This is a genomic window from Candidatus Binatia bacterium, assembly GCA_026415395.1.
GTDB lineage: Bacteria > Desulfobacterota > Binatia > HRBIN30 > HRBIN30 > HRBIN30.
This window is the reverse complement of record JAOAHD010000010.1, coordinates 157,565-179,848: the sequence shown is the minus strand read 5'-3', so window position 1 is coordinate 179,848 and position 22,284 is coordinate 157,565. Positions and strand designations below refer to the sequence as shown.

Sequence of the window (22,284 nt, the reverse complement as noted above, 5' to 3'; positions counted from 1 at the left end):
GAACACAGCCTCTAGTAGGACCACGTTTGCAGGAGCCGCATGTAGTTGCCGCGCTCGAACGCAGAAGGGTTTGGACAGCGCGCCAAACTGAGGCAGCCCCGCAGTTCGCCAACGGACGAGTAGCCATGTTCCTGCATCCAGCGCTGCACATCGCGCAGGATCTTGGTCAAATACTGCGGCCCGAATTGCAGGAGGCAGGAGACGAGTTGGACAACATCGGCGCCGGCCATCAGGGCCTTGATTGCGTCGGTAGCCGAGTGGACTCCTCCGGTCGCGGCGAGGGAGACATGGATCTGGGGTCGTAAAATCGCCAGCCAGTGCAGACGTAAGAGCAACTCCCCTGGCTCCGAGAGGCGTAGTCGCGGCACGACCTCCAGTGCTTCGATGTCAAAGTCCGGTTCGTAAAAGCGATTGAACAGCACGAGTCCCTGTGCACCAGACTGGGCTAGCCGATTCGCGAACGAGGCTAGCGCAGAGTAAAAGGGGGAGAGTTTCACCGCGATTGGGATTCTCGTGCGCTGCCGTAGCGCGTGGAGCACATCGAGCACGCGGCGCTCCACGGCTTCGGCCGTCTCCATTGGATCGGTGGGCACGTGGTAAATGTTGAGTTCCAGGGCGTCTGCCCCCGCCTGCTCGATCAGTTCGCCGTACCGCAACCAGCCCGCTGGCGTGACACCGTTGAGCGAGGCAATCACCGGGATGTTCACGGCTGCCTTAATGCGGCGGATTTGTTCGAGGTACTGGTCGGGGCCTAGGGCAAACACGTCAGGACGCGGAAAGTAAGACAACGCTTCCGCATAAGCCTCCGCGTGACCTTCCATGCTCCACACGGTACCTTGCTCCTCGAGCTCGATCTGTTCCTCGAATAGCGAATGCATCACGATTGCGGCTGCACCAGCATCCTCGAGTCGGCGAACGGTGTCGAGATCGTCCACCAACGGGGACGCGCCTGGCATAATCGGGTGTTCGAGGGAGATCCCTAAGTAGTTCGTACGTAGCTCGATCATGAATGCCCTCCTGTAGGCTCCTGAGCGTTGAATTGCGGCACCTTGATTCGGGCGATTTGCTCGTAGAGTCGGAAGCGTTGCATAATTTCTTCTTGCTCACGCTGTAGGAGATTGCGGAAGCGCTCGCGGTCGAGTTGCTCGACCATGCGGAAGCGCGTCTCCTGGTAGGTAAATTCGTGCAGGGGGAGGCGCGGCTCCGGCATGTCGATCTGCAGTGGGTTTTCCCCGCGGGGGATGCGGCGGGGGTCGAACCGGTAAATGGGCCAGTATCCGGATTGCACAGCACGACGCTGCTGCTCGCCGGCGTAGGCCAGGTCGTAGCCATGAGCAATGCAGTGACTGTATGCGATGAGCAATGAGGGGCCCGCGTACGATTCGGCTTCTAAAAACGCGCGCAGGGTGTGCTGATCCCGCGCGGCGAATGCCAGGCGCGCGACGTACACATGGCCGTACGCCATAGCGATCATTCCGAGGTCCTTCTTAGGGGTCGACTTGCCCGCGATGGCAAATTTCGCTGCGGCGCCGAGCGGGGTGGCTTTGGATTGCTGCCCGCCGGTATTTGAATATACTTCGGTGTCGAGAACCAGGATGTTCACATCAGCGCCCGATGCGAGCACGTGGTCCAGGCCGCCAAAGCCGATGTCGTATGCCCAGCCGTCACCGCCAACGGCCCAGACCGTTTTTCGCACCAGATAGTCGGCAAGCTCGCTGAGAGTCTTGGCTGCAGGTTCCGGGCGCTGCGCCAATCGGCGACGAAGTTCGCTCACCCGAAACCTTTGCTCTGCAATGTCTGCCTCGGTGCTCTGTTTGGCGTGTAAGATCGCGTCGGCGAGCTCGTGCCCAACGGCCGTGGCGAGTTGGCGCAAGAGCAGGCGTGCGTAGTCGGCCAGGTGGTCGAGCGCAAGCCGCATGCCGAGCGCGAACTCGGCGTTGTCTTCGAACAGCGAGTTTGACCATGCTGGGCCTCTGCCGTCGGGGTTGACGGTGTACGGGGTGGTTGGGAGGTTGCCGCCGTAAATGGAGGAGCAACCTGTTGCATTGGCAATCAGGAGGCGATCGCCAAAAAGCTGGGTGAGAAGCTTGATGTACGGCGTTTCTCCGCAACCCGCACAGGCGCCAGAATACTCGAACAGGGGCTCTAAAAACTGTGAAGTTTTGATATCGATCTGCAGTGTGGTGCGGTCAGGATCGGGCAGGGACAAGAAGAAGTCGTAGTTGTTGCGTTCTTCCGCATGGCGGCTGAGCTGCGGCACCATTTCCAATGCCTTGTGCCGCGGGTTGCTGCGATCTTTCGCGGGACAGATTGCATAGCAAAGTCGGCAACCTGTGCAGTCTTCGGGTGCAACTTGAATCGTATAGTGCCACCCCGGGAAATCGTGCCCCTTGTAAGGCACGGACAGGAAGCTGGGCGGCGCTTTTTCGAGGGCCTCGCTCGGATAGACCTTGGCGCGAATTGCCGCGTGCGGGCAAGCCAACGCGCATTTGTTGCATTGAATGCAGACCTGCGGGTCCCAAGCCGGAATTTCAAGCGCGATGTTCCGCTTCTCCCATTTCGCTGTACCCGTGGGCCAAGTGCCGTCGACCGGAAATGCGCTAACGGGCAACCGATTCCCCAAGCCGGCAAGGAGGGCAGCAGTAACACGCCGGACAAATGGCCGGGGGTCCTCCACGTTCGGTGCTTGGCAACGGCGCTTACTATTCTCCTCGCCGACGGGAACTGCATGCAATTGATCCACGGCTGCACGGACCGCGCTCACGTTGCGTGTGGCGATGCTGTCGCCGAAGCGGCCATAGGTTTCGAAGATTGCCTGCTGTATGGCCTCGAATGCCTCTTCAAAAGTAAGCAGGTTCGTCAATTTGAAGAAACAAATTTGCATGATCGTGTTGATACGCCCCCCAAGTCCGAAGCGGTTCGCGAGTGCCTGGGCGTCGACAGTGAAAACTCGTAGTTGGCGTTCCAGTACGATGTCCTGAACTTCCCGAGGGAGCTCGTTCCACACCTCGTCAGGCCGAAAGGGCGCGTTTAACAATACCGTGGCGCCCGGCGCGGCAACTTCGAGAAGGTTTTGGCGATCGAGCAGAGAAAAACGATGGCAGGCAACAAAGTTGGCTTCACGGATTAGGTAGGCCGAGCGAATTGGTTGTGGCGAGAAACGCAAATGCGAAACCGTAACCGAGCCAGCCTTTTTTGAGTCATAAACGAAGTAGGCTTGCACGAAGAGCGGCGTTCGTTCGCCGATGATTTTCACCGAATTCTTGTTGGCGCTTACGGTTCCATCCGACCCGAGGCCGTAAAACACGCCGCGCCAGACGTGTTGGGGCTCCGGCTCCGGCTGTTCGCTCACGGGCAGGGAAAGATGGGTGACGTCGTCCACGATCCCCACGGTGAAGCGTTTCCGATGTGGCTCCTGGCGCATCTCGGCGAAGACGGACTGGACCATCTCTGGCGTAAACTCTTTGGACGCAAGCCCGTATCGTCCCCCCGTCAGCGAAGGGAGCGGCTGCGAAGGAAACTCGGTCGTCCAGTGGTCCACCAGTGCGGTGGCAACTTCTTGGTACAGGGGCTCGCCGCCGGCGCCGGGCTCCTTTGTGCGATCGAGTACGGCGATCGCGCGCACAGTCTTCGGCAGGGAGCGCAAAAACGCCAGGGCGGAAAAAGGTCGAAAGAGGCGCACGCGCATTAGACCCACGCGTTCCCCCCTCGCGGTGAATCGGTCGACAACCTCTGAAGCTGTTTCGCAGGCAGAGCCCATGGCCACGATCACGCGCTCTGCCTCCGGGTGCCCGTAATAGTCATACAACCTGTAGTTGCGGCCAGTTCGGGCCGCGAATCGGGCCATCACGCTTTCCAGCACGTTGGGCAGGCCGTCGTAGAATGGGTTCACGGCTTCGCGGGCCTGAAAGTACGTGTCGGGGTTGTGCGCGGAGCCGCGAAGTACAGGTCGGTCGGGCGTTAGGGCGCGAGCTCGGTGGGCTGCGATGGCACCGTCTGGGACCAGTGCCCGCAGGTCGTCGTCGCTCAGCACATAAATTTTGGCGATTTCATGGGAAGTGCGAAAGCCATCAAAAAAGTGGAGGAACGGAATCCGGCTCTCTAAGGTGGCGCAATGGGCGATGCAGGCCAGATCCTGCGCTTCCTGTACCGAGGAGCTACACAGCAAGGCAAACCCGGTTGCGCGGCAAGCCATCACGTCTGAGTGATCACCAAAGATCGAAAGAGCGTGGGTGGCGACGGTGCGCGCAGCGACATGCAGGCAAAAGGGAGTCAGTTCTCCCGCTATTTTGAACATGTCCGGGATCATCAGCAGCAACCCCTGTGAAGCTGTGAAACTTGTGGCCAACGTCCCGGTTTGGATTGCCCCGTGAATCGCCGCGATTGCCCCAGCCTCGGATTGCAGCTCGATCACGCGCGGCACGGCACCCCAAAGATTTGTTCGGCCTTTGGCTGCCCACTCGTCTGCCCACTCGCCCATGGGCGAGGCGGGCGTGATCGGATAAATTGCGATCACCTCGCTAAGCCGGTAGGCAACGGAGGCAACGGCCTCGTTGCCGTCCATGGTTGCTATCGATTGGGTGGCTTTGGTCATGGCGTAGTCCTTCCTCATAACCGCAGCCCTGCCAAGCCCCGTTGTGTCTTGCGAATCGCGCCGGAGAGTGTGTCCCTGGGTCAAAGATAGCCGCTGTGTTCAAGCGCCCAGGGTAGCACAAGGAAGAGTTGTACAGCGTCGAAGACGCCGTGGGCCATAATGCTCGGCAGCAAGTGTTTTGCCCAACGAAACAGCAAGCCAAAAAGGAGGGAGACGACGAATACGCCGAACACCGCTAAAGGCAATCCGTAACTAAAGTGGCTTAGGGCAAAGCAGAGGCTCGACATCAAAAGCCCGAGGCGCGGCTGCAGAAAGGCGCGAAAAAAAGCCTCTTCAATGGTCATGGCGATCAAAATGATGGCCGCCTTCTGGCTGTAGGAGAGGCCTACAATCCACACGAACACTTCAGGAACCTCTGGGGGCGGTGTCTTCGTGGTTTCCAGCCAGATTCCGGCGAACACCCCCACCGCGGCAAGAGTCGCAACCCAAGCAACGAATCCACCGAAGAGGCCTACAAGGACACGCGTGCGGAGTAGGGACCGGTCCCAGCGCAAAAATAAAAAGGCGGCGAGTGTCTCGAATGAGCGCGTTTCATCTCTGCGGAACCCCCACCAAAGGAGCAAAAAAAGCGCGAGAACAAAGTGGTTCAGGAATAGCAGAGGGAACGCTCCGTGATCGATCAGCGAAATGTCGTGTTCTTGAAAGGAAAAGACCGGCCAAAAGACGACAAGTGCGAGTACAGAAACCCACAGGCAAAACGCTGCTGCCTGGCGGAGGCGGGACGAGAATTCTGTTTCGTAGGGGGCGATACCTTTTAGGCGCAGGAGAAGGACGAAAGCCAGGCTCGCCAGGAGCGCTCCAAGCCCCGCTGGCATGGAACAGCCGTCACTTTTTGGGGGTCAGTTCGTCGATCGAGCGAATAATTTTGCTTACCAGCCCGTACTCGAGCGCTTCCTCCGCGGACATCCAGAAGTTCCGTTCGGTGTCTCGCTCCACCCGTTTGAGGGGCTGCCCGGTCTTCTCCGCGATAATCCGACTCAGCCGAGCCCGCATCTTGAGGATTTCCTGCGCCTCGATTTCCAGGTCGGTTGCCCTTCCGCCAGCTGTGCCCGCGGGTTGGTGCAAGAGGAAGCGAGTATTGGGCAGGCAAAAGCGATCGGGTTTGTCCGCGGCTAGGAAGATGTGCGCACCAGCGCTGGCCACCCAGCCGGTGCCGATCATCCGCACCCGCGGACGAATGAAGGTAAGGATATCGAAAATCGTGTCCGCTGACTCTACGTGCCCGCCGGGCGAATGAACGATCACAGTAATGTCATCATCGGAGACTGCCGCCAACGCCAAAGCCTGTGCGGTAATCGCATGGGCAAGCGGCATGGTGATTTCTCCGCAGATGATAATGGTGCGGGTTTCGAAAAGCTTTTGACCAATCGCCTTAGCCACTCCGCGTGCCTCGAGTGGGAGCGCGGCGGCAAAGGTGTCGAACGGTAGGCTCTGTTCACTGCCTTGGCTCATGCGCCGCATGTAGAGCAGGGCTTGGTGTTCAGCAACCAAGACTTTGAGATTGCCCCTTACGCCATCCGAAGCACTCCCCGAGTGCTCCGGCCAAAAAGGGTGCGCGTGAGCAATGAATGCAGTGGTTCGTTCGCTCGGTGGTCGTGCCGCGGGTGGCTCGAGCGCAGGCGGACTCCTGGACTGAGGTCGCCACCTGGGAGTGCCGATTTCGACGATGGTGAGTTGCCCTCGGAAAGATTCTGTGGTTCGGCTTACCCGGCGTGATGATTTACCTGCACGAAACCATCGAAATTCGGGGTGACGGCGCGAGACCGTACATGGCCGCAGTATTGGAGCGAGCTCGTTATTCCGAGGAGAACAAAGTATCTCGTTTGGTATGTACCTGGCAGGTGATCGGAAGCACATCTCGTTGGCCGCGGGTGGTGAACTTGTGGGAGATAGACGGTTGGGGCCACTGGGCGCAGTCGCTGGCACGGCAGTTTGACCCCTCGCTGCAGGATACGCACTTGCGGCCGTGGTGGTCGGCGATGGTCCGCTATCGACGCGGCGGGTTCGACCGGATTTTGGCGCCGGCCGCGTTCTGCCCAACTCGCTCTGACATCCTAGCAAGAGAAGTGAGAGGCTGGGTAACGGAGCAGCAGATATATGTTCTGCCTCCGGGCTCCTTGCCCCAGTTTTTCGAAGAGGTCGAGTTCGTTTTGCGCCCCCTTTTTCAATTGCGATCGATCTCGCTTGTCGGCGCCTACTCGGTGCCAATGCGGCCAGGAGAGGCGCTCATCCTCTGGAGCGCCCCGGACTTTGCCTCGCTTTGCCACTGGTGGGAAGAGAGGGAAGCAGTTGAAGGCTGGCGGGCATGGCAGCAGCGACTTTCGCGCTGGAAAGCGCGGCAACGGGTCAGTTGGCTGGTGCCGTTTGCGGGAACGATTTTGAGCCCGCAGAGGGAAGCCAGATGAGCAGCGGTTTGCGGGAGAGGCCCGGGGCCGGTTGCTCGGCCCCGGGGGTTGCGAGGAGGGGAGGGGCGAGCTGGTGGGCGGGGGGAGGCACCCACCAGCTCAGCAGCTCGCGGAGGGGGATCCGCTTCGGCTGCACGGACAGTCGACGCAGTGCGCCAGAAAATATTCACGGCGAGATGCAAAACACCTCGTTGGAGGAAATGTGATTGAAGGGCCGGCGGGAGCACAGTGGCTGGTCCTGGGCTTGGGGAACCCGGGGGAGGAATACGTTGGTACGCGGCACAACGTGGGCTTCGAAGTCGTCGACGCGTTGTGTCGAAGGCATGGGATTGTGTTGCGCCAGCGCCTTCCATCCTTGCTTTACGGACAGGGGCGAATCGTTGGCCAAGAGGTCATTTTGGGTAAGCCCCGAACGTTCATGAACCGCTCTGGGGTTGCAGCCCGTGAAGGGCTGAAACGGTGGATGCTCCGTCCTGAGCAGCTCCTGGTCGTGCTCGACGATGTTGCGCTCCCGCTCGGAAAGATTCGGGTGAGAAAACAGGGGTCCGACGGTGGTCATAAGGGGTTGCGCTCCGTCCTGGCCTCGGTCGGGAGCGAGTTGGTGCCCCGAATTCGAGTCGGGATTGGCCAGCCCAAGCATGGAGATATCGTGGAATTCGTGCTGAGCCCATTCAGCCGGGCGGAGAGGCCCGTGATTGACGAGGCGATTGAGCGGGCGGCGGACGCTGTCGAGACCGTGCTCTCTCAAGGCGTCGAAGTTGCAATGAACCGATTCAACGCGCGCTCTGCCAGTTGACACTGCTCGGCGCCGCAGATACAAGGTCTAAGCGTTGACGCGGTCCTTTAATCTGGTCCTGTGAGGCCAGAAAGGAAAATCGATGACGAATTTTCAAGCAAGCCTAACCGACACAGACGTGGCCCCCGCGAATCGTGGGGGCTTTTTTTTGCCTCCGAGGTGGCCATGAGAGGGGGGCGTGTCGTTTTAGATGCTCGCGGCATCGACCGTGCCCTCACGCGCATTGCCCACGAAATTGTCGAGCGGAACAAGGGCGTGGAAGACTTGGTGCTCATTGGGATTCGCTCGAGAGGGGTGCATTTGGCAGAACGGCTCAAGCGAAAGTTTACCGAGATTGATGGGACGACCGTTCCCACAGGGATTATGGACATCACCTTGTATCGCGACGACCTGAGCCGCAGCCGCCAACAGCCGCAAGTGAAGGGGACGAAGGTCGACTTTCCTGTGGACGATAAGCGTGTGGTCTTGGTCGACGACGTATTGTTCACCGGGCGCACTGCACGTGCGGCCCTCGATGCGCTGATGGATCTTGGCCGGCCGCGCAACGTGCAACTCTGTGTGTTGGTGGACCGCGGGCATCGGGAGTTACCCATCCGTGCTGATTACGTGGGCAAGAACATGCCCACGGCGCTCGACGAGGAGGTCCAGGTGCGGCTCGTGGAAAGCGATGGTGTGGACGAAGTCGCCCTGGTGCGGCAGGGGGAGTGAAATGGCTTTCCTGAGGCGTCACTTGCTCGGGCTCGAAGGGCTCACGCGCGAGGAAATTCTCTTTCTCTTGGATACCGCCGCTTCATTTAAGGAAATCTCCGAACGCGAGATAAAAAAGGTGCCGACGTTGCGTGGCAAGACGGTCATTGGCGCGTTCTTCGAGCCGAGCACCCGCACGCGTGTCTCCTTTGAAATCGCTGCCAAGCGAATGAGCGCCGATTTTATCAGTCTCGGTGGAACTGGGAGCAGTGCTGCAAAAGGGGAGAGCCTGCTGGACACAGCGCGCAATCTCGGAGCGATGCGCCCCGACGTATTGGTTTTGCGGCATCCCAGCGCGGGTGCGGCTCACCTGTTAGCGAAGTACGTCGATTGTGCGGTGATTAACGCAGGGGATGGAGCCCACGAGCATCCCACGCAGGCTTTGTTGGACCTAGTGACGATTCGCGAGCGAAAAGAGCGACTTGATGGCTTAACTGTTGCGATTATTGGCGACATTCTGCACAGTCGTGTAGCGCGGTCGAACCTCTATGCCTTGCGTGCCCTTGGAGCCGAAGTGCGACTTGCGGGGCCGAGAACACTGCTCCCGCCCGAGTGCGCGGCCTACGCCCATACGACGACGGACTTGCGCGAGGCGGTACACAACGCCGACGTGATCATGCTTCTCCGGCTGCAGCGTGAGCGGCAAGTAGGGCATTTCATTCCGTCGGTTGAGGAGTACGCTCGCTATTACTGCTTGAGCGAGCGGCATCTGGCAGTGGCGAAGCCTGATGTGATTGTCATGCACCCAGGCCCGTTGAACCGGGGGATCGAAATCTCGAGTGAAGTTGCCGATGGGCCGTACTCGGTGATCTTGGACCAGGTCAGCAACGGTGTCGCGGTGCGCATGGCCGTGCTGTACTTGTTGGGCACCGGTGCCCGCGAGGGGGAGGCGAAGCGCTCCGTCCAACAGATCACAGTCCTCGGACGCGCGGAGCGGAGGGCGACGCAATGAGTCTGTGGATTCGCGGGGGCTTGGTGATCGACCCAGCTAACGATCTCGAAAAGGTGGCGGATCTTCACATTGTAAACGGAAGAATTGCCGCGTTGGTTCCAGCTGGAGCCGTGGAACCGGAGAAGACTGACTTGGTCATCGATGCCACAGGCCTCTGGGTTGTCCCTGGTCTCATCGACATGCATGTGCATTTGCGCGAGCCCGGCTACGAGTACAAGGAAACGATAGCCACGGGATGTGCGGCTGCCGTTGCTGGCGGTTTTACCGCAGTGGCCTGTATGGCGAATACCATGCCGGTCAACGATTCGGCTGCAGTAACCGAGTTTATCCTGGAGCGTGCGCGCCTTGCCGGAACGGCCCGCGTGTACCCGATCGGCGCTGTGAGCAAGGGGCTTGCTGGACAAGAACTCGCAGAAATCGGGGAAATGCGTCGGGCTGGAATTGTTGCAGTTTCGGATGATGGGCATCCCGTGCAAGACGGGTTGCTCATGCGACGGGCCTTGGAATACGCGTCGATGTTTGGGCTTCCGGTGATTGCGCACGAAGAAGATCGGAGTCTCTCGGCGGGCGGGGTGATGAACGAAGGCGAATGGTCCTTTCGGCTGGGGCTGCCGGGAATTCCAAATGCTGCGGAAGAGGCCATGCTCGCGCGGGACTTGGCAATTTTAGAGCGGAGTGGCGGGCACTTGCACGTCGCCCACGTGAGTACCGCGGGAGCTGTGGAACTCATTCGGGCAGCCAAACGTCGGGGATTGCCAGTCACTGCCGAAGCCGCGCCGCACCATTTCTCTCTCACGGAACGTGCGGTGGCAGAATACAACGCGCAGGCAAAAATGAACCCGCCGCTGCGCACCGAAGCAGATGTGCAGGCGGTTCGTGAAGGATTGCTTGACGGCACGATCGACTGCGTTGCGACCGATCACGCCCCGCACCACGAAGACGAAAAACTATGCGAGTTCGACCGAGCGGCCAACGGCATCATCGGCTTGGAGACTGCCCTGGCATTGACGTTGGCGATGGCTCGAGAAACCGGCTGGAGCCGCAAGCAAATGATCGCCGCGCTGAGCACCAACCCGGCGCGCATTTTACGCATCCCGGGTGGAGCCCTTGAAGTGGGGGCCCCGGCAGATGTCACGGTGATCGATCCCGATTTGGTTTGGTGTGTAGAGGCGGAAGACCTGCGTTCACGCTCTCGCAACACCCCATTTCTCGGTTGGGAATTGCGGGGGCGGGCGGTCATGACCGTTGTGAATGGCGAGATCAAATGGCGGCTTGGGGAGCCGCTCAACGGAGAGCGACAGTGAAGGCAATTTTAGGATTGGCTGATGGCACTGTATTCGAGGGGGAATCCTTCGGCGCTGAAGGCGAGGCAGCAGGCGAGATCGTGTTCAACACCTCGATGACGGGATATCAGGAGATTTTGACCGACCCCTCCTACTGCGGGCAGTTGGTCTGCATGACGTACCCTGAAATTGGCAATGTTGGTGTCAACGAGGAGGATGTCGAGTCCAACCGGCCGTGGGTCGAGGGCTTTATTGTGCGCGAGTACTGGGAAGAGCCGAGCAATTGGCGCGCAAAGAAATCGCTTGCGGCTTACTTGCGCCGCCACGGAATTCCCGGAATTCAAGGCATCGATACGCGGGAACTTGTGCGTCACATCCGCGATCGCGGCGCCCAGTCGGCGGTACTGTCGACAGTGGAGAGCGACCCGCGCAAAGTCGTGGAAAAGGCTCGACAAGTGCGGCCCATGGTCGGGCAGGACTTAGTGCAGCGAGTGAGCTGTACCACGCCCTACGACTGGCATCAGTCAACTTGGCGCCTTGACGGTGGCTACGAGGAAAGGGTGGATCCCCAAGGCCCCTTCGTGGTGGCGTATGACTATGGAGTGAAACGAAACATCCTGCGCCATCTTGTGCGGCTCGGTTGTCGGGTGAAGGTGGTTCCCGCTACAACCAGTGCGCGGCAAGTCCTCTCTTGGAACCCGGACGGTATCTTTTTGTCCAACGGCCCGGGTGATCCGGATGTTGGTCCATACGCGCGCATTGTGCGGGAGTTGATCGGGGAAAAGCCAATTTTCGGCATCTGTCTGGGACACCAGGTCCTCGCCCTCGCGCTCGGTGGCCGGACGTACAAGCTCAAGTTCGGCCATCATGGTGGCAACCAGCCGGTGAAGGACCTAACCACGGGCAAGGTCGAGATCACGGCGCAAAACCACGGCTTCGCTGTGGACGTCGATTCGCTTTCCGGAATCGCGGAGCTCACCCATGTGAACCTGAACGACCAGACGGTGGAGGGCCTGGCGCACGCGCGCTTGCCATTGTTCTCCGTTCAGTACCACCCTGAGGCTTCACCAGGGCCTCACGACGCAACGTACCTGTTCGAGCGCTTCCTCAACGTCATGCGCCATCGTCAACCTGTCGTGTAGGAGAGCGAGTTCATGCCGAAGCGGACGGACATCCACAGCATCTTGTTGATCGGTTCTGGCCCGATAGTGATCGGCCAAGCCTGTGAGTTCGACTACTCCGGAACCCAGGCGTGCAAGGCTTTACGCGAGAACGGCTACCGCGTGATTTTAGTGAATTCCAATCCGGCCACGATCATGACCGACCCGGGGTTTGCCGACCGCACTTATGTCGAGCCCCTCACCGCGGAGATGGTAGAAAAAATCATTGCTGCAGAGCGGCCGGACGCGCTGTTGCCCACCGTCGGTGGACAGACGGGACTGAACATCGCCCTGGAGCTGGCAGAGTCCGGAGTGCTCGACCGGTATGGGGTGGAGCTCATCGGCGCGAAAGTCGAGGCGATCAAGAAGGCCGAAGATCGCCACCTTTTTAAAGCGGCGATGCTACGGATCGGGTTAGACCTGCCCCGATCGGGTTATGCTCGCAGTCTTGACGAGGCGGAGGCCATCCGCAGGGAGATTGGGCTCCCGCTCATCATTCGCCCTTCGCGCACCTTGGGGGGGACGGGCGGCAGTCTCGTCGAAACCGAGGAAGAGTTCCTCGATCAGGTCAAGTGGGGATTGTCTGCATCGCCAGTGCATGAGGTGCTGCTGGAGGAGTCAATCGCCGGGTGGAAGGAATATGAGCTGGAGGTGATGCGCGACGGGAAGGACAACGTTGTCATCATCTGCTCCATCGAGAACTTCGATCCCATGGGCGTTCATACTGGCGACAGTATCACTGTTGCCCCGGCGCAGACGTTGACCGACAAAGAGTATCAACTGATGCGGGATGCCGCGATCCGCATCATCCGCGAGATCGGTGTGGACACCGGTGGGTCGAACATCCAGTTTGCCGTCAATCCGAAAGATGGCCGGATGGTAGTGATCGAAATGAATCCGCGGGTCTCCCGCAGTTCGGCTCTGGCCAGTAAGGCGACGGGCTTCCCGATCGCGAAAATCGCCGCGAAACTGGCCGTCGGATATACGCTCGACGAAATCCGCAACGAAATTACACGGGAAACACCCGCGAGCTTCGAGCCGACGATCGACTACGTTGTCACCAAAATTCCCCGATTCACTTTCGAGAAATTCCCATCGGCTAAAGACGAACTCGGCCCCCAGATGAAGTCCGTGGGTGAGGTCATGGCGATCGGGCGAACCTTCAAGGAATCGCTCCAAAAGGCCATCCGCTCGTTAGAGATCGACTCGTACGGGTTTGATGCGCGGGGGCGCGGGCCCGCGGCGGCTAATCAAGCGGAACTCGAGCAGAAATTGCGACGACCAAACGCCCGGAGGCTTTGGTACCTGGCCGAAGCGTTTCGTGCTGGGATGAGTGTTGAGCAGGTTCATGCGCTGAGCCGCATTGATCCTTGGTTTCTCGCCAACGTGAAGCAAATCGTGGATGCAGAGGAGCGTATTAAGGTAGAGGGCCGAGGCAACGGGCGACTGTCCGCGACAACCCTGCGGAGGGCAAAAGAACTCGGCTTTTCCGACGTGCGCATCGGGCAACTGAGCGGTGTTTCCGAGGAGGAGGTGCGTCAGTGGCGGAGCGAGGAAAATATCCAGCCCGTATACAAGATGGTCGACACCTGCGGGGCGGAGTTTCCAGCTTACACGCCTTACCTTTACTCCACTTACGAACGAGAGGATGAAGCGCTGCCCTCGAGTCGGCCCAAGGTGGTGATCCTGGGTGGCGGGCCGAACCGGATCGGGCAAGGGATCGAGTTTGATTACTGCTGCGTTCACGCAGCTTTCGCTCTGAAAGAAGATGGTTTCGAAACCATCATGGTGAACTGCAACCCCGAGACCGTGAGCACCGACTACGATACTTCCGACCGGTTGTATTTCGAGCCGCTGACGATCGAGGATGTGCTCGCCATTGTGCAACGAGAAAAGCCAGTCGGAGTGATTGTGCAATTCGGCGGACAGACGCCCCTGAAGCTTGCCGTCCCGCTCGAACGTGCTGGGGTGAAGATTTTAGGGACGCCACCAGATGCGATCGATCGTGCCGAGGACCGACAGCGTTTTGCCGCGATGCTCCACAAGCTGGGTTTGCGCCAACCACCAAACGGCACTGCGTTGCAGGTCGACGAGGCTTTATCCATCGCGCACGAGATCGGTTATCCCGTGCTGGTCCGCCCGTCCTATGTCTTAGGTGGTCGGGCGATGGAGATCGTGTACGACGACGTCGGACTGCGTCGCTACATGGAGAAGGCGCTGGACGCCGCTCCAGGGCGAACGATTCTGATCGATAAGTTTTTGGAAGACGCAATCGAGCTTGATGTGGATGCGCTCTGCGACAGCAAGCGCGTCGTGATTGGCGGCATCATGGAGCATATCGAGCGCGCCGGGGTACATTCCGGGGACAGCGCTTGTGTTCTCCCGACGATGTCGCTTTCAGCCCGCGTGATCGAAAAAATCCGCCGGCAAACGGAGCAATTGGCGCTCGAACTTGGCGTGGTTGGGTTGATGAACGTGCAGTATGCGGTGAAAGGTGACGAGGTGTACGTGTTGGAGGTGAACCCCCGGGCCTCGCGGACCGTCCCTTTTGTGAGCAAGGCAATTGGTCTACCGCTCGCGAAAGTGGCCGCGCGGGTGATGGTGGGAAAAACTCTGGACGAGCTCGGGATTTCGCATGAGATCGTGCCGCCCCACGTGTCGGTAAAGGAGTCCGTATTCCCATTTTCGAAGTTCCCTGGCGTCGACACCTTGTTGGGACCCGAAATGAAGTCCACCGGAGAGGTCATGGGCATCGACATGACCTTTGGTGCCGCGTTTGCGAAGGCGCAAATGGCCGCTGGTAACCCCCTGCCCATGGAGGGGACGGTGTTCATCAGCGTACGCGACGAAGACAAACTCGCTACCCTGGGGATAGCGCGTCGCCTGCAGCGCCTTGGATTTCGTTTGTTGGCAACCCGCGGTACTGCGGCGTTTTTGCGCGCCCAGGGGATTGCGGCGGAACTCGTAAACAAGGTGCCCGAAGGCCATCCGCACTGTGTCGACGCAATTCGCGCTGGTCAGGTGCAGATGGTGATCAACACCCCGCAAGGGTATGGTCCGCAGCTCGACTCGTTCTCCATTCGTCGGTCTGCCTTAGAGTGCCGGGTTGCTTACTTTACTACGATTGCGGGTGCCGAGGCGGCTGTTGAGGCGGTGGAAATTCTGCGCCGGCAAACGCTAACGGTAAAGCCCCTACAGGACCATTACCTCCACGCCAACGTGATTGATGTGCGCACGGCTGGTTAGGGCAGCAGGCGGTCAACGGGGCGGCCTGGGAGGTCGGGGAGCCCGCGGTGGCCGTTGGGGAACACATCGCCCAGGTTTTGTCCCGAATCCCGTCTCACTGTGAGATGAGCAACGGCAGGAGGGGCAAAACGTTGCCCCGGGGAACGCCTGCAGGCAAATTGCGCGTGGAATGTCATTGCCACAGAAGGAAGAGCCGGGGTTGCTCGCGCTCACCGGGATTTCACAGCAACCGCTCGCAGGGGTGGCAGTCGCAGTCGGGGTGTGAGTGGCTCGCGGTTTCGTGCGGACTGATGGCATGCGAGTCGGCGTGGGCGTTGGCCTGCGCTCCACGGTTGGGGTCGGCGAGATGCATCCGCCGGGAGCTACCTGAAACCCTGGGCCGTCATGACTGGAGCAGCGGCATTCCGGGCAAAAGGATGCACGAAAGCCAAACGTTCCGAAGCAATCTGTGGCGGTTATGTCGTTCCCACAGAATCCAAAGGGGACAGCCCGACTGGCTGCTACCTCGCAACACCCGCCGGGTTCTGCCGTGGCGGTAGGTGTGGCCGTTGGCACCGGAGTCTTGGTCGCTATCGGTGATGGGGGTGTGGTCGGCAGCAGTTGAAAAACGCACCGTTGCCGGATCCTGTCACATCGTTGCCCGCGGAAGAACGTGGCTGCAGGCCGAAGCGCGTTACACTGCTCGCGTGTGAGTGTGGCGCAGCGAAGCCCAGGCTGGTTCGTGTTGGTTAGGAACTGACAACAGCCTATTTCTGCTCGTCCTTCGGAAGTAGCGAGCAGCGACGAGAGAATTAGGGCAGAAAAGATGGCGCGGAAACCGAGCCATCGTAGAAACTGGTCCTTAAAACCCCATCCTCTGTCTGGTTGCTCGATGTATTGATCTCTCACCGTGTCCCCACTCAACGTCGTTTCGTCGTGTCTGGGTGCACTCCGAACACTGTGCTCGCCTACTCCGATGTCTCACCCAGAGTCAAGATGTGAGTTTGCGTCTTCGTTGTTCGTCCCAAGTCGCCTGCCACGTCCGAGGGCCTGTCTGGAAGCGTGGCGGAGAGTTCCGCTAGTACAAACAGGCACGGTGTAGTAAGCTGCAGACAAGCTACAGCGTGGGTGGGTGGTGGAAACGACGGCGCCTCCCTTAGCGGAAACAGTTGAACTGAGCCCGACTTCCCCACGGCGGGAGCGTCAGAAGCGGCTCAAGTCGGCAGCATTCGTTGCGACTTGGGTGTTCGAGTTCCTGTGTGGCGCTTTGTGCGGGGCGATTTTGGCGTACGAATTTGAAACCTCGGCCATCCAAGCGCGCGTATTCAGCGATTTCGCAAAGAAGGCAACGTTCGCCGTGGCCCCGGGGATTAGTGATTCGGTTGCTTTCCCTGTCGACGGCCCTTTCGATGCTCGCCGAGGATATGTCCGCATCCCCGAATTCATCGCCCGGCTTTATGAGGCCGGATACCGGATTACAGCGCAAGCTCGCCAGTCTCCGCAGCTAGCCTGGCTCGTCCGAAACGGTATCGCGCCTCCGTACCAGGAACCAGCGGTTGCGGGGCTCGTTTTGCGGGCCTCGGACGGTACTGTGCTGCTCGACGCGACCAGCCGGCGCGGAGTGTTTCAGGCCTTCGAGGAAATTCCGCGCGACGTGATCGAAGCGCTGCTGTTTATTGAGAACCGTGAGCTCCTCAATCCTAGAGACCCGCGGAGCAACCCTGCGGTCGAGTGGGATCGCCTGGCCCATGCGACGGTGTCCTATATCGGTCGTCGTTTGGGGTTTAGGCTGGATTTGCAGGGGGGCAGCACTCTCGCGGTGCAGTTGGAAAAGTTTCGCCACTCTCCAGAGGGCCGAACCGCCGGGGCAGGTGAGAAACTGCGGCAGATTGTGGCGGCGTCGCTTAAAGCTTACCGTCTCGGGGAGGATACCACGCTATCGCGCCGTCAAATTATCCTCGACTATTTGAACACGTTGCCGTTGGCGGCTGTACCGGGTGTCGGCGAGGTGAACGGCTTGGGAGAGGGTTTGCGCGCATGGTTCGGTGTCGAGCTTGAGGATGTGCTGCAGCAACTTTCCCTACCCCACAGCTCGATCGAGCGCGCGAAGGCGTTCAAGCAAGTCCTCTTGCTGTTGTCCGCAGTGCGCGCCCCCTCGGACTACCTGCTGAATCATCGCCAGCAACTCGAGGAACGTGCCCATGGTTACTTGGAGTTGCTTGTGCGGGAAGGGAAACTCCATCCGGATTTTGCGAGGAGTGTCCGTGCTGTTCAGGTCGAGTTTTCTCCTGGAGTTCAGCCCGCGGAACCTCCACCACTGATCGAGCGGAAAGGCGTGAACGCGCTACGAACCCACCTGATGCGTCTGTTGGGGATTTCCAACGTTTATGACCTTCACCAACTGCACTTGACCGCGGACAGCACTGTGGATACCGAGCTTCAGCAGCAGGTGACGCAACTGCTGTTGGACCTGAAGTCGCCGGAATTTGTGAGTGCCAAGGGCTTAAAGGCCGAACGGTTGCTGCGCTCCGGCGACCCGAGTCGCGTGACTTATAGCTTACTGTTGTTCGAACGAACTCCGCAGGGGAATGTTGCCCGCGTTCACGCCGACAATTTGGACCAGCCGTTCGACATCAATGACGGTGTGAAGCTCGAACTCGGAAGTACGGCCAAAGCCCGGACCCTCGCGCACTACCTAGAGATCGTTGAGGAGCTCTATAAGGACCTGCATGGCCGCGAACCGGCGCAGCTCATCGAGCTCGCCAAACTTGGACCTGACCCCCTAACCCAATGGGTAGCAGGAGAGCTTTCTAGGGAGCCAACGATCGACTTGGAGGGCATCCTGAATCGGGCACTGGAGCGCAGGTATTCCGCCAGTCCTGGAGAGGTGTTTTTTACTGGCGGCGGTGTGCACACCTTTAGCAACTTTGACCGGTCCGACGATTCGCGCATTTTGTCAGTGCGGGAAGCGCTGCGCCGATCCACGAACTTGGTGTTCATCCGACTGATGCGCGACCTGGTGCGGTATCACCAGGCTCGGCTGAATTACAACGTGCAGGCCGTGCTGACGGACCCCCGGCACCCTGTGCGCCAGCGCATGCTGCAGGAGATTGCCGAGGGCGAGGCCTTGCAGCACTTGCGCCGGTCGTATTGGCGTTTCCGCCGTCACGGCGAGGGTGATGTGGTTCACCGGCTGCTGGGCTCGAAATCGCAAAGCCCGAGGCACCTAGCCGTGTTGTTCTTTGCGTGGAACATCGGTTCGACAGAGCCGGAGCTTGAGCGCTGGCTGCAACGTCGCGGTGCGTTCCCCGAGGGTGTTGATGTTGGACGACTGTTTCGAGCCTATAGGAACCCGCGGCTGAACCTGGCTGACTTCGGTTATCTTCTAGGCCGACACCCGGTTGATGTTTGGCTCGCCGGGGAGCTGTTTCGCGAGCCCACGATGCCGTGGGACGTGGTGGTGGAGCGAAGCACGGCCGTTCGGAATCTCGTGTCAAGCTGGCTACTGCGGCCCAAGAATCGCCGTGCGCAGGACTTGCGCCTGCGGATTCGCATCGAGCAGGACGCCTTCGCCCGCATGACGCCCTACTGGCAGCGACTCGGGTTCCCCTTTGGGAAACTGGTTCCCAGCCTAGCAACCGCGATCGGCAGCTCTTCGGATCGGCCGATTGCTTTGGCCGACTTTGTTGGGATTTTGGTCAACGACGGCGTGCGAAGGCCACTGCTGCGGGTCAGCCGACTCCACTTTGCCGCCGACACCCCGTACGAGACGGTGCTGCTACCAGCGTCTGGAAACGGTGAGCGAGTACTGAGCCCGGTGGTTGCCCGCTTGCTACGACAGTCGCTGGCCGAGGTCGTCGAACAGGGCACGGCGCGGCGGTTGCGAGGAGTTTTTGTGCATCGTGATGGGACGCCGGCCTTAGTCGGGGGTAAGACCGGATCTGGGGACAATCGTTACAAGACCTTTCGCAAGGGCGGGGGCGTGATTTCGGCAAAGGCGGTGAGCCGTACGGCAACGTTTTTGTTTTTTATCGACGATAGATTCTTTGGCGTAGTGACCGCTTCTGTTCCGGGACCGGAGGCCGCCCAATACGAGTTCACGTCCGCGCTCCCGGTTACTGTGCTTAAGCTGGCGGCCCCAGCGATCAATGCGCGCATGTGAGCGCGGGTCCGTCCTGCTCGCCTGGGAGCAAGCTCGGGCGGGAAGCAAAAATCTTGCAGGATGGCCCCTTGAAACTTCAAAGAGCGTGATTATTTGGGCGGTCGCCGCGTTGCGGCTAATCCTTTTCAGAAAGGAGGTGAAGCGACGATGACGGCCTTAGCTCCTTGGCGTCCCTTTGCCGAACTGACAGCCTTGCACAACGAGATTGATGATTTGTTTGCCCGTTTCTTCGGCGAGGAGGATCGCTGGTGGGTTCGGCCGTTTGAGCGCCCGCTCGCGCCGGCGGTAGAGTCGTTCGTCCGAGGGGATGAGTACGTCGTCCGTGCTGACCTCCCTGGGGTTGACCCGAAGGACGTGGAGGTGAGCGTCGAGGGGGACCGCCTGACGATCCGGGGCGAGCGCAAGGAGATGCGTGAAGGCAACGGTTCGACCCGGTTCTATCGCGAGGTTCGGTATGGGCGGTTCGAACGGAGTTTAACGTTGCCCCCAGGTGTGGATGCAGATTCTGTCCGAGCGACCTACCACAACGGGGTGCTTGAAATCACCATGAAGGCGCCGCGGGAGCTGGTGAGCAAACGGGTTCCCATCACGATCCACTGAGCGGCTAGGTCAGGTCGCTGTGGGATAGTAAAGCGCGCTCGGCAGTGCCGAGCGCGCTGGTGTTCACCCAGTCGAAGTCAGATTTCGCGGGTTTAGGAGATTTTGCCTAGTACGAAGCAAATGCAACAAATTGGCCGCGCAAGCGGCCAAGCGCTGAAAGCAAAGGCTGGAAGGAGGAGAGAATGGCAGTGAAGATTCGTCCACTACACGACCGTATTTTGGTGAAGCGGATCACGGAAGAGGAAAAGACCAAGGGCGGAATTATCATCCCGGATACCGCCAAAGAGAAGCCGCAGGAGGGAAAGGTAGTGGCGGTAGGCCCTGGCCGGATGGAGGACGGGAAGACGATCCCCGTGAGCGTCAAGCCAGGGGATCGGATCCTCTTCGGGAAGTACGCGGGAACGGAAATCAAGCTGGATGGTGAAGAGCACCTCATCCTTCGGGAGGACGACGTGCTCGGCGTTATCGAGGGATAATTTGAACAATCGAACGGGTAGAGGAGGAACGTATGGCTGCGAAGGAAATCCGATTTGGTGAAGCTGCGCGCCACAAAATCATGCGCGGCGTCAATATTCTTGCGGATGCTGTCACTGTTACCTTGGGCCCCAAGGGCCGCAATGTGGTGATCGAGAAGTCCTGGGGTGCCCCCACGGTAACGAAGGACGGCGTTACGGTTGCCAAAGAGATTCAGCTTGAAGACAAGTTCGAGAACATGGGCGCCCAGATGGTTAAGGAAGTGGCGTCCAAGACCTCGGATGTCGCTGGTGACGGAACTACCACTGCTACCGTGCTTGCCCGCTCGATTTTCATCGAGGGGTCGAAGATGGTCGCTGCTGGCCATGACCCGATGACGATCAAGCGTGGGATCGATAAGGCAGTGGCCAAAGCCGTCGACGAGCTCAAGTCGCTGTCAAAGAGCACAAAAGGCCGCGACGAGATTGCGCAGGTGGCGACGGTGTCGGCCAACGGGGATAAAGCCATTGGCGACATCATCGCCGAGGCGATGGATAAAGTGGGTAAGGAAGGGGTCATTACCGTCGAGGAAGCGAAGAGCTTGGACACGACCCTCGAGGTCGTCGAGGGTATGCAGTTTGACCGTGGCTATCTCTCGCCGTACTTCGTCACGGATCCCGAGCGCATGGAAGCGGTTCTGGAGGATCCGTACATCCTGGTCCACGAAAAGAAGATCAGCTCGATGAAGGACCTGCTCCCGCTGCTCGAGCAAATCGCCAAGGCGGGTAAGCCGCTGCTGATTATTGCGGAGGATGTCGAAGGCGAGGCGTTAGCCACGCTCGTGGTGAACAAGATCCGCGGAACCCTGCAGGTCTGTGCGGTGAAGGCCCCCGGTTTCGGCGATCGTCGCAAGGCGATGTTGCAAGACATCGCGATCCTCACCGGAGGCAAGATGATTGCCGAGGAACTCGGGATCAAGCTCGAAAATGTCACGCTGCAGGACCTCGGCCGTTGTAAGCGGGTAGTAGTGGATAAGGATAACACTACGATCATTGATGGTGCCGGAAAGAAGGCAGATATCGAAGGCCGCATCAAGCAGATCCGAGCACAAATCGAGGAAACCACCTCCGATTACGACCGGGAAAAGCTGCAAGAGCGGCTCGCGAAGTTGGTAGGCGGCGTTGCCGTGATTCGCGTGGGGGCAGCCACCGAGGTGGAGATGAAGGAGAAAAAGGCTCGCGTGGAAGACGCGATGCATGCAACTCGCGCAGCCGTGGAAGAGGGAATCGTGCCCGGTGGTGGGGTGGCCCTGGTTCGCGCTGCTGCCGCCTTGGAGGATCTTGACGTGCCCGAGGATGAGAAGGTCGGCGTGCAGATCGTGCGTCGGGCAATGGAGGAGCCGGCTCGTCGCATTGCCATGAACGCGGGCCACGATGGCTCCGTGGTGCTCGAGAAAATTCGGGCAGGAAAGGGTGCATTCGGCTTCAACGCGCAAACCGAGCAATTCGAAGACTTGATGAAGGCCGGAATCATCGATCCGACCAAGGTAGTGCGGACGGCGCTACAGAACGCGGCTTCGGTCGCCGGGCTGCTGCTCACCACGGAAGCCATGGTGGCGGAGAAACCGGAGGAGAAAAAGACGCCGACCCCGCCAACGCCCAACTACGACGAAATGTAATCCGGGTGGCGATCGATCCTGCGCTCGACGGGGCACGCTTCGTAAAGCGTGCCCCGTTTTTTCATCCAGGGCCCAGGACCTCGGCTGGTGGCGTGCTTTAAAGGAGCGGGCACTCCCCGTTTGCCCTGCCGACTGAAGGTTTGTCAGGATAACATCCCGAGAAAGGTTC

15 protein-coding genes are annotated in these 22,284 nt (G+C 59.7%); 11 read left to right on the top strand and 4 right to left on the bottom strand.

All coding sequences use genetic code 11. From position 1 onward, the window contains the following. Positions 1 to 11 precede the first annotated feature (11 nt). From N3C12_11020 to N3C12_11005, 4 genes are all read right to left on the bottom strand, one after another. Entirely contained in the window at positions 12 to 1,007 is a 996-nt protein-coding gene (locus N3C12_11020; protein MCX8072970.1) for a dihydroorotate dehydrogenase-like protein, read from the bottom strand. Beyond that, a complete protein-coding gene (gene nifJ, locus N3C12_11015; protein MCX8072969.1) occupies positions 1,004 to 4,594 on the bottom strand; it encodes a pyruvate:ferredoxin (flavodoxin) oxidoreductase in 3,591 nt (1,196 codons plus the stop codon). The genes N3C12_11020 and nifJ overlap by 4 nt, the downstream gene beginning before the upstream one ends. A gap of 80 nt (positions 4,595 to 4,674) precedes the next feature. Then, entirely contained in the window at positions 4,675 to 5,469 is a 795-nt protein-coding gene (locus tag N3C12_11010) for a CPBP family intramembrane metalloprotease (GenBank protein MCX8072968.1), read from the bottom strand. A 10-nt stretch (positions 5,470 to 5,479) separates the two neighbouring features. Next, on the bottom strand, positions 5,480 to 6,106 hold the full coding sequence (locus N3C12_11005; protein ID MCX8072967.1) for an ATP-dependent Clp protease proteolytic subunit: 627 nt from the start codon (positions 6,104 to 6,106) through the stop codon (positions 5,480 to 5,482). 260 nt (positions 6,107 to 6,366) lie between these two features. Here N3C12_11005 and N3C12_11000 point away from each other — a divergent pair, with 260 nt between their 5' ends. The 11 genes from N3C12_11000 to groL all read left to right on the top strand — a co-directional run bounded on the left by N3C12_11000 (position 6,367) and on the right by groL (position 22,115). Continuing rightward, on the top strand, positions 6,367 to 7,059 hold the full coding sequence (locus N3C12_11000) for a hypothetical protein (protein MCX8072966.1): 693 nt from the start codon (positions 6,367 to 6,369) through the stop codon (positions 7,057 to 7,059). Between the two features lie 202 nt (positions 7,060 to 7,261). Further along, the gene (gene pth / locus N3C12_10995) at positions 7,262 to 7,855 is read left to right on the top strand and encodes an aminoacyl-tRNA hydrolase (GenBank protein MCX8072965.1); all 594 of its coding nucleotides are present in this window, start codon (positions 7,262 to 7,264) and stop codon (positions 7,853 to 7,855) included. 165 nt (positions 7,856 to 8,020) lie between these two features. Continuing rightward, positions 8,021 to 8,563, top strand: coding sequence for a bifunctional pyr operon transcriptional regulator/uracil phosphoribosyltransferase PyrR (gene pyrR, locus N3C12_10990; protein MCX8072964.1), 543 nt, complete (start codon positions 8,021 to 8,023; stop codon positions 8,561 to 8,563). Between the two features lies 1 nt (position 8,564). Beyond that, positions 8,565 to 9,554 (top strand): aspartate carbamoyltransferase catalytic subunit, encoded by a 990-nt coding sequence (locus N3C12_10985; GenBank protein MCX8072963.1) that lies wholly within the window; start codon positions 8,565 to 8,567, stop codon positions 9,552 to 9,554. Continuing rightward, positions 9,551 to 10,858: a dihydroorotase gene (locus tag N3C12_10980; protein MCX8072962.1), complete on the top strand. Its 1,308-nt coding sequence runs from the start codon at positions 9,551 to 9,553 to the stop codon at positions 10,856 to 10,858. The genes N3C12_10985 and N3C12_10980 overlap by 4 nt, the downstream gene beginning before the upstream one ends. Further along, a complete protein-coding gene (carA, locus tag N3C12_10975) occupies positions 10,855 to 11,979 on the top strand; it encodes a glutamine-hydrolyzing carbamoyl-phosphate synthase small subunit (protein MCX8072961.1) in 1,125 nt (374 codons plus the stop codon). The genes N3C12_10980 and carA overlap by 4 nt, the downstream gene beginning before the upstream one ends. A gap of 12 nt (positions 11,980 to 11,991) precedes the next feature. Next, a complete protein-coding gene (gene carB, locus N3C12_10970; protein MCX8072960.1) occupies positions 11,992 to 15,243 on the top strand; it encodes a carbamoyl-phosphate synthase large subunit in 3,252 nt (1,083 codons plus the stop codon). A 1,114-nt stretch (positions 15,244 to 16,357) separates the two neighbouring features. Continuing rightward, on the top strand, positions 16,358 to 19,384 hold the full coding sequence (locus tag N3C12_10965; GenBank protein MCX8072959.1) for a transglycosylase domain-containing protein: 3,027 nt from the start codon (positions 16,358 to 16,360) through the stop codon (positions 19,382 to 19,384). Between the two features lie 147 nt (positions 19,385 to 19,531). After that, positions 19,532 to 19,984, top strand: a complete 453-nt coding sequence (locus N3C12_10960) for an Hsp20/alpha crystallin family protein (GenBank protein ID MCX8072958.1) — start codon at positions 19,532 to 19,534, stop codon at positions 19,982 to 19,984. A gap of 182 nt (positions 19,985 to 20,166) precedes the next feature. Beyond that, positions 20,167 to 20,460, top strand: a complete 294-nt coding sequence (gene groES, locus N3C12_10955; protein MCX8072957.1) for a co-chaperone GroES — start codon at positions 20,167 to 20,169, stop codon at positions 20,458 to 20,460. A gap of 32 nt (positions 20,461 to 20,492) precedes the next feature. After that, positions 20,493 to 22,115, top strand: coding sequence for a chaperonin GroEL (groL, locus tag N3C12_10950; protein MCX8072956.1), 1,623 nt, complete (start codon positions 20,493 to 20,495; stop codon positions 22,113 to 22,115). Positions 22,116 to 22,284: the final 169 nt, after the last annotated feature.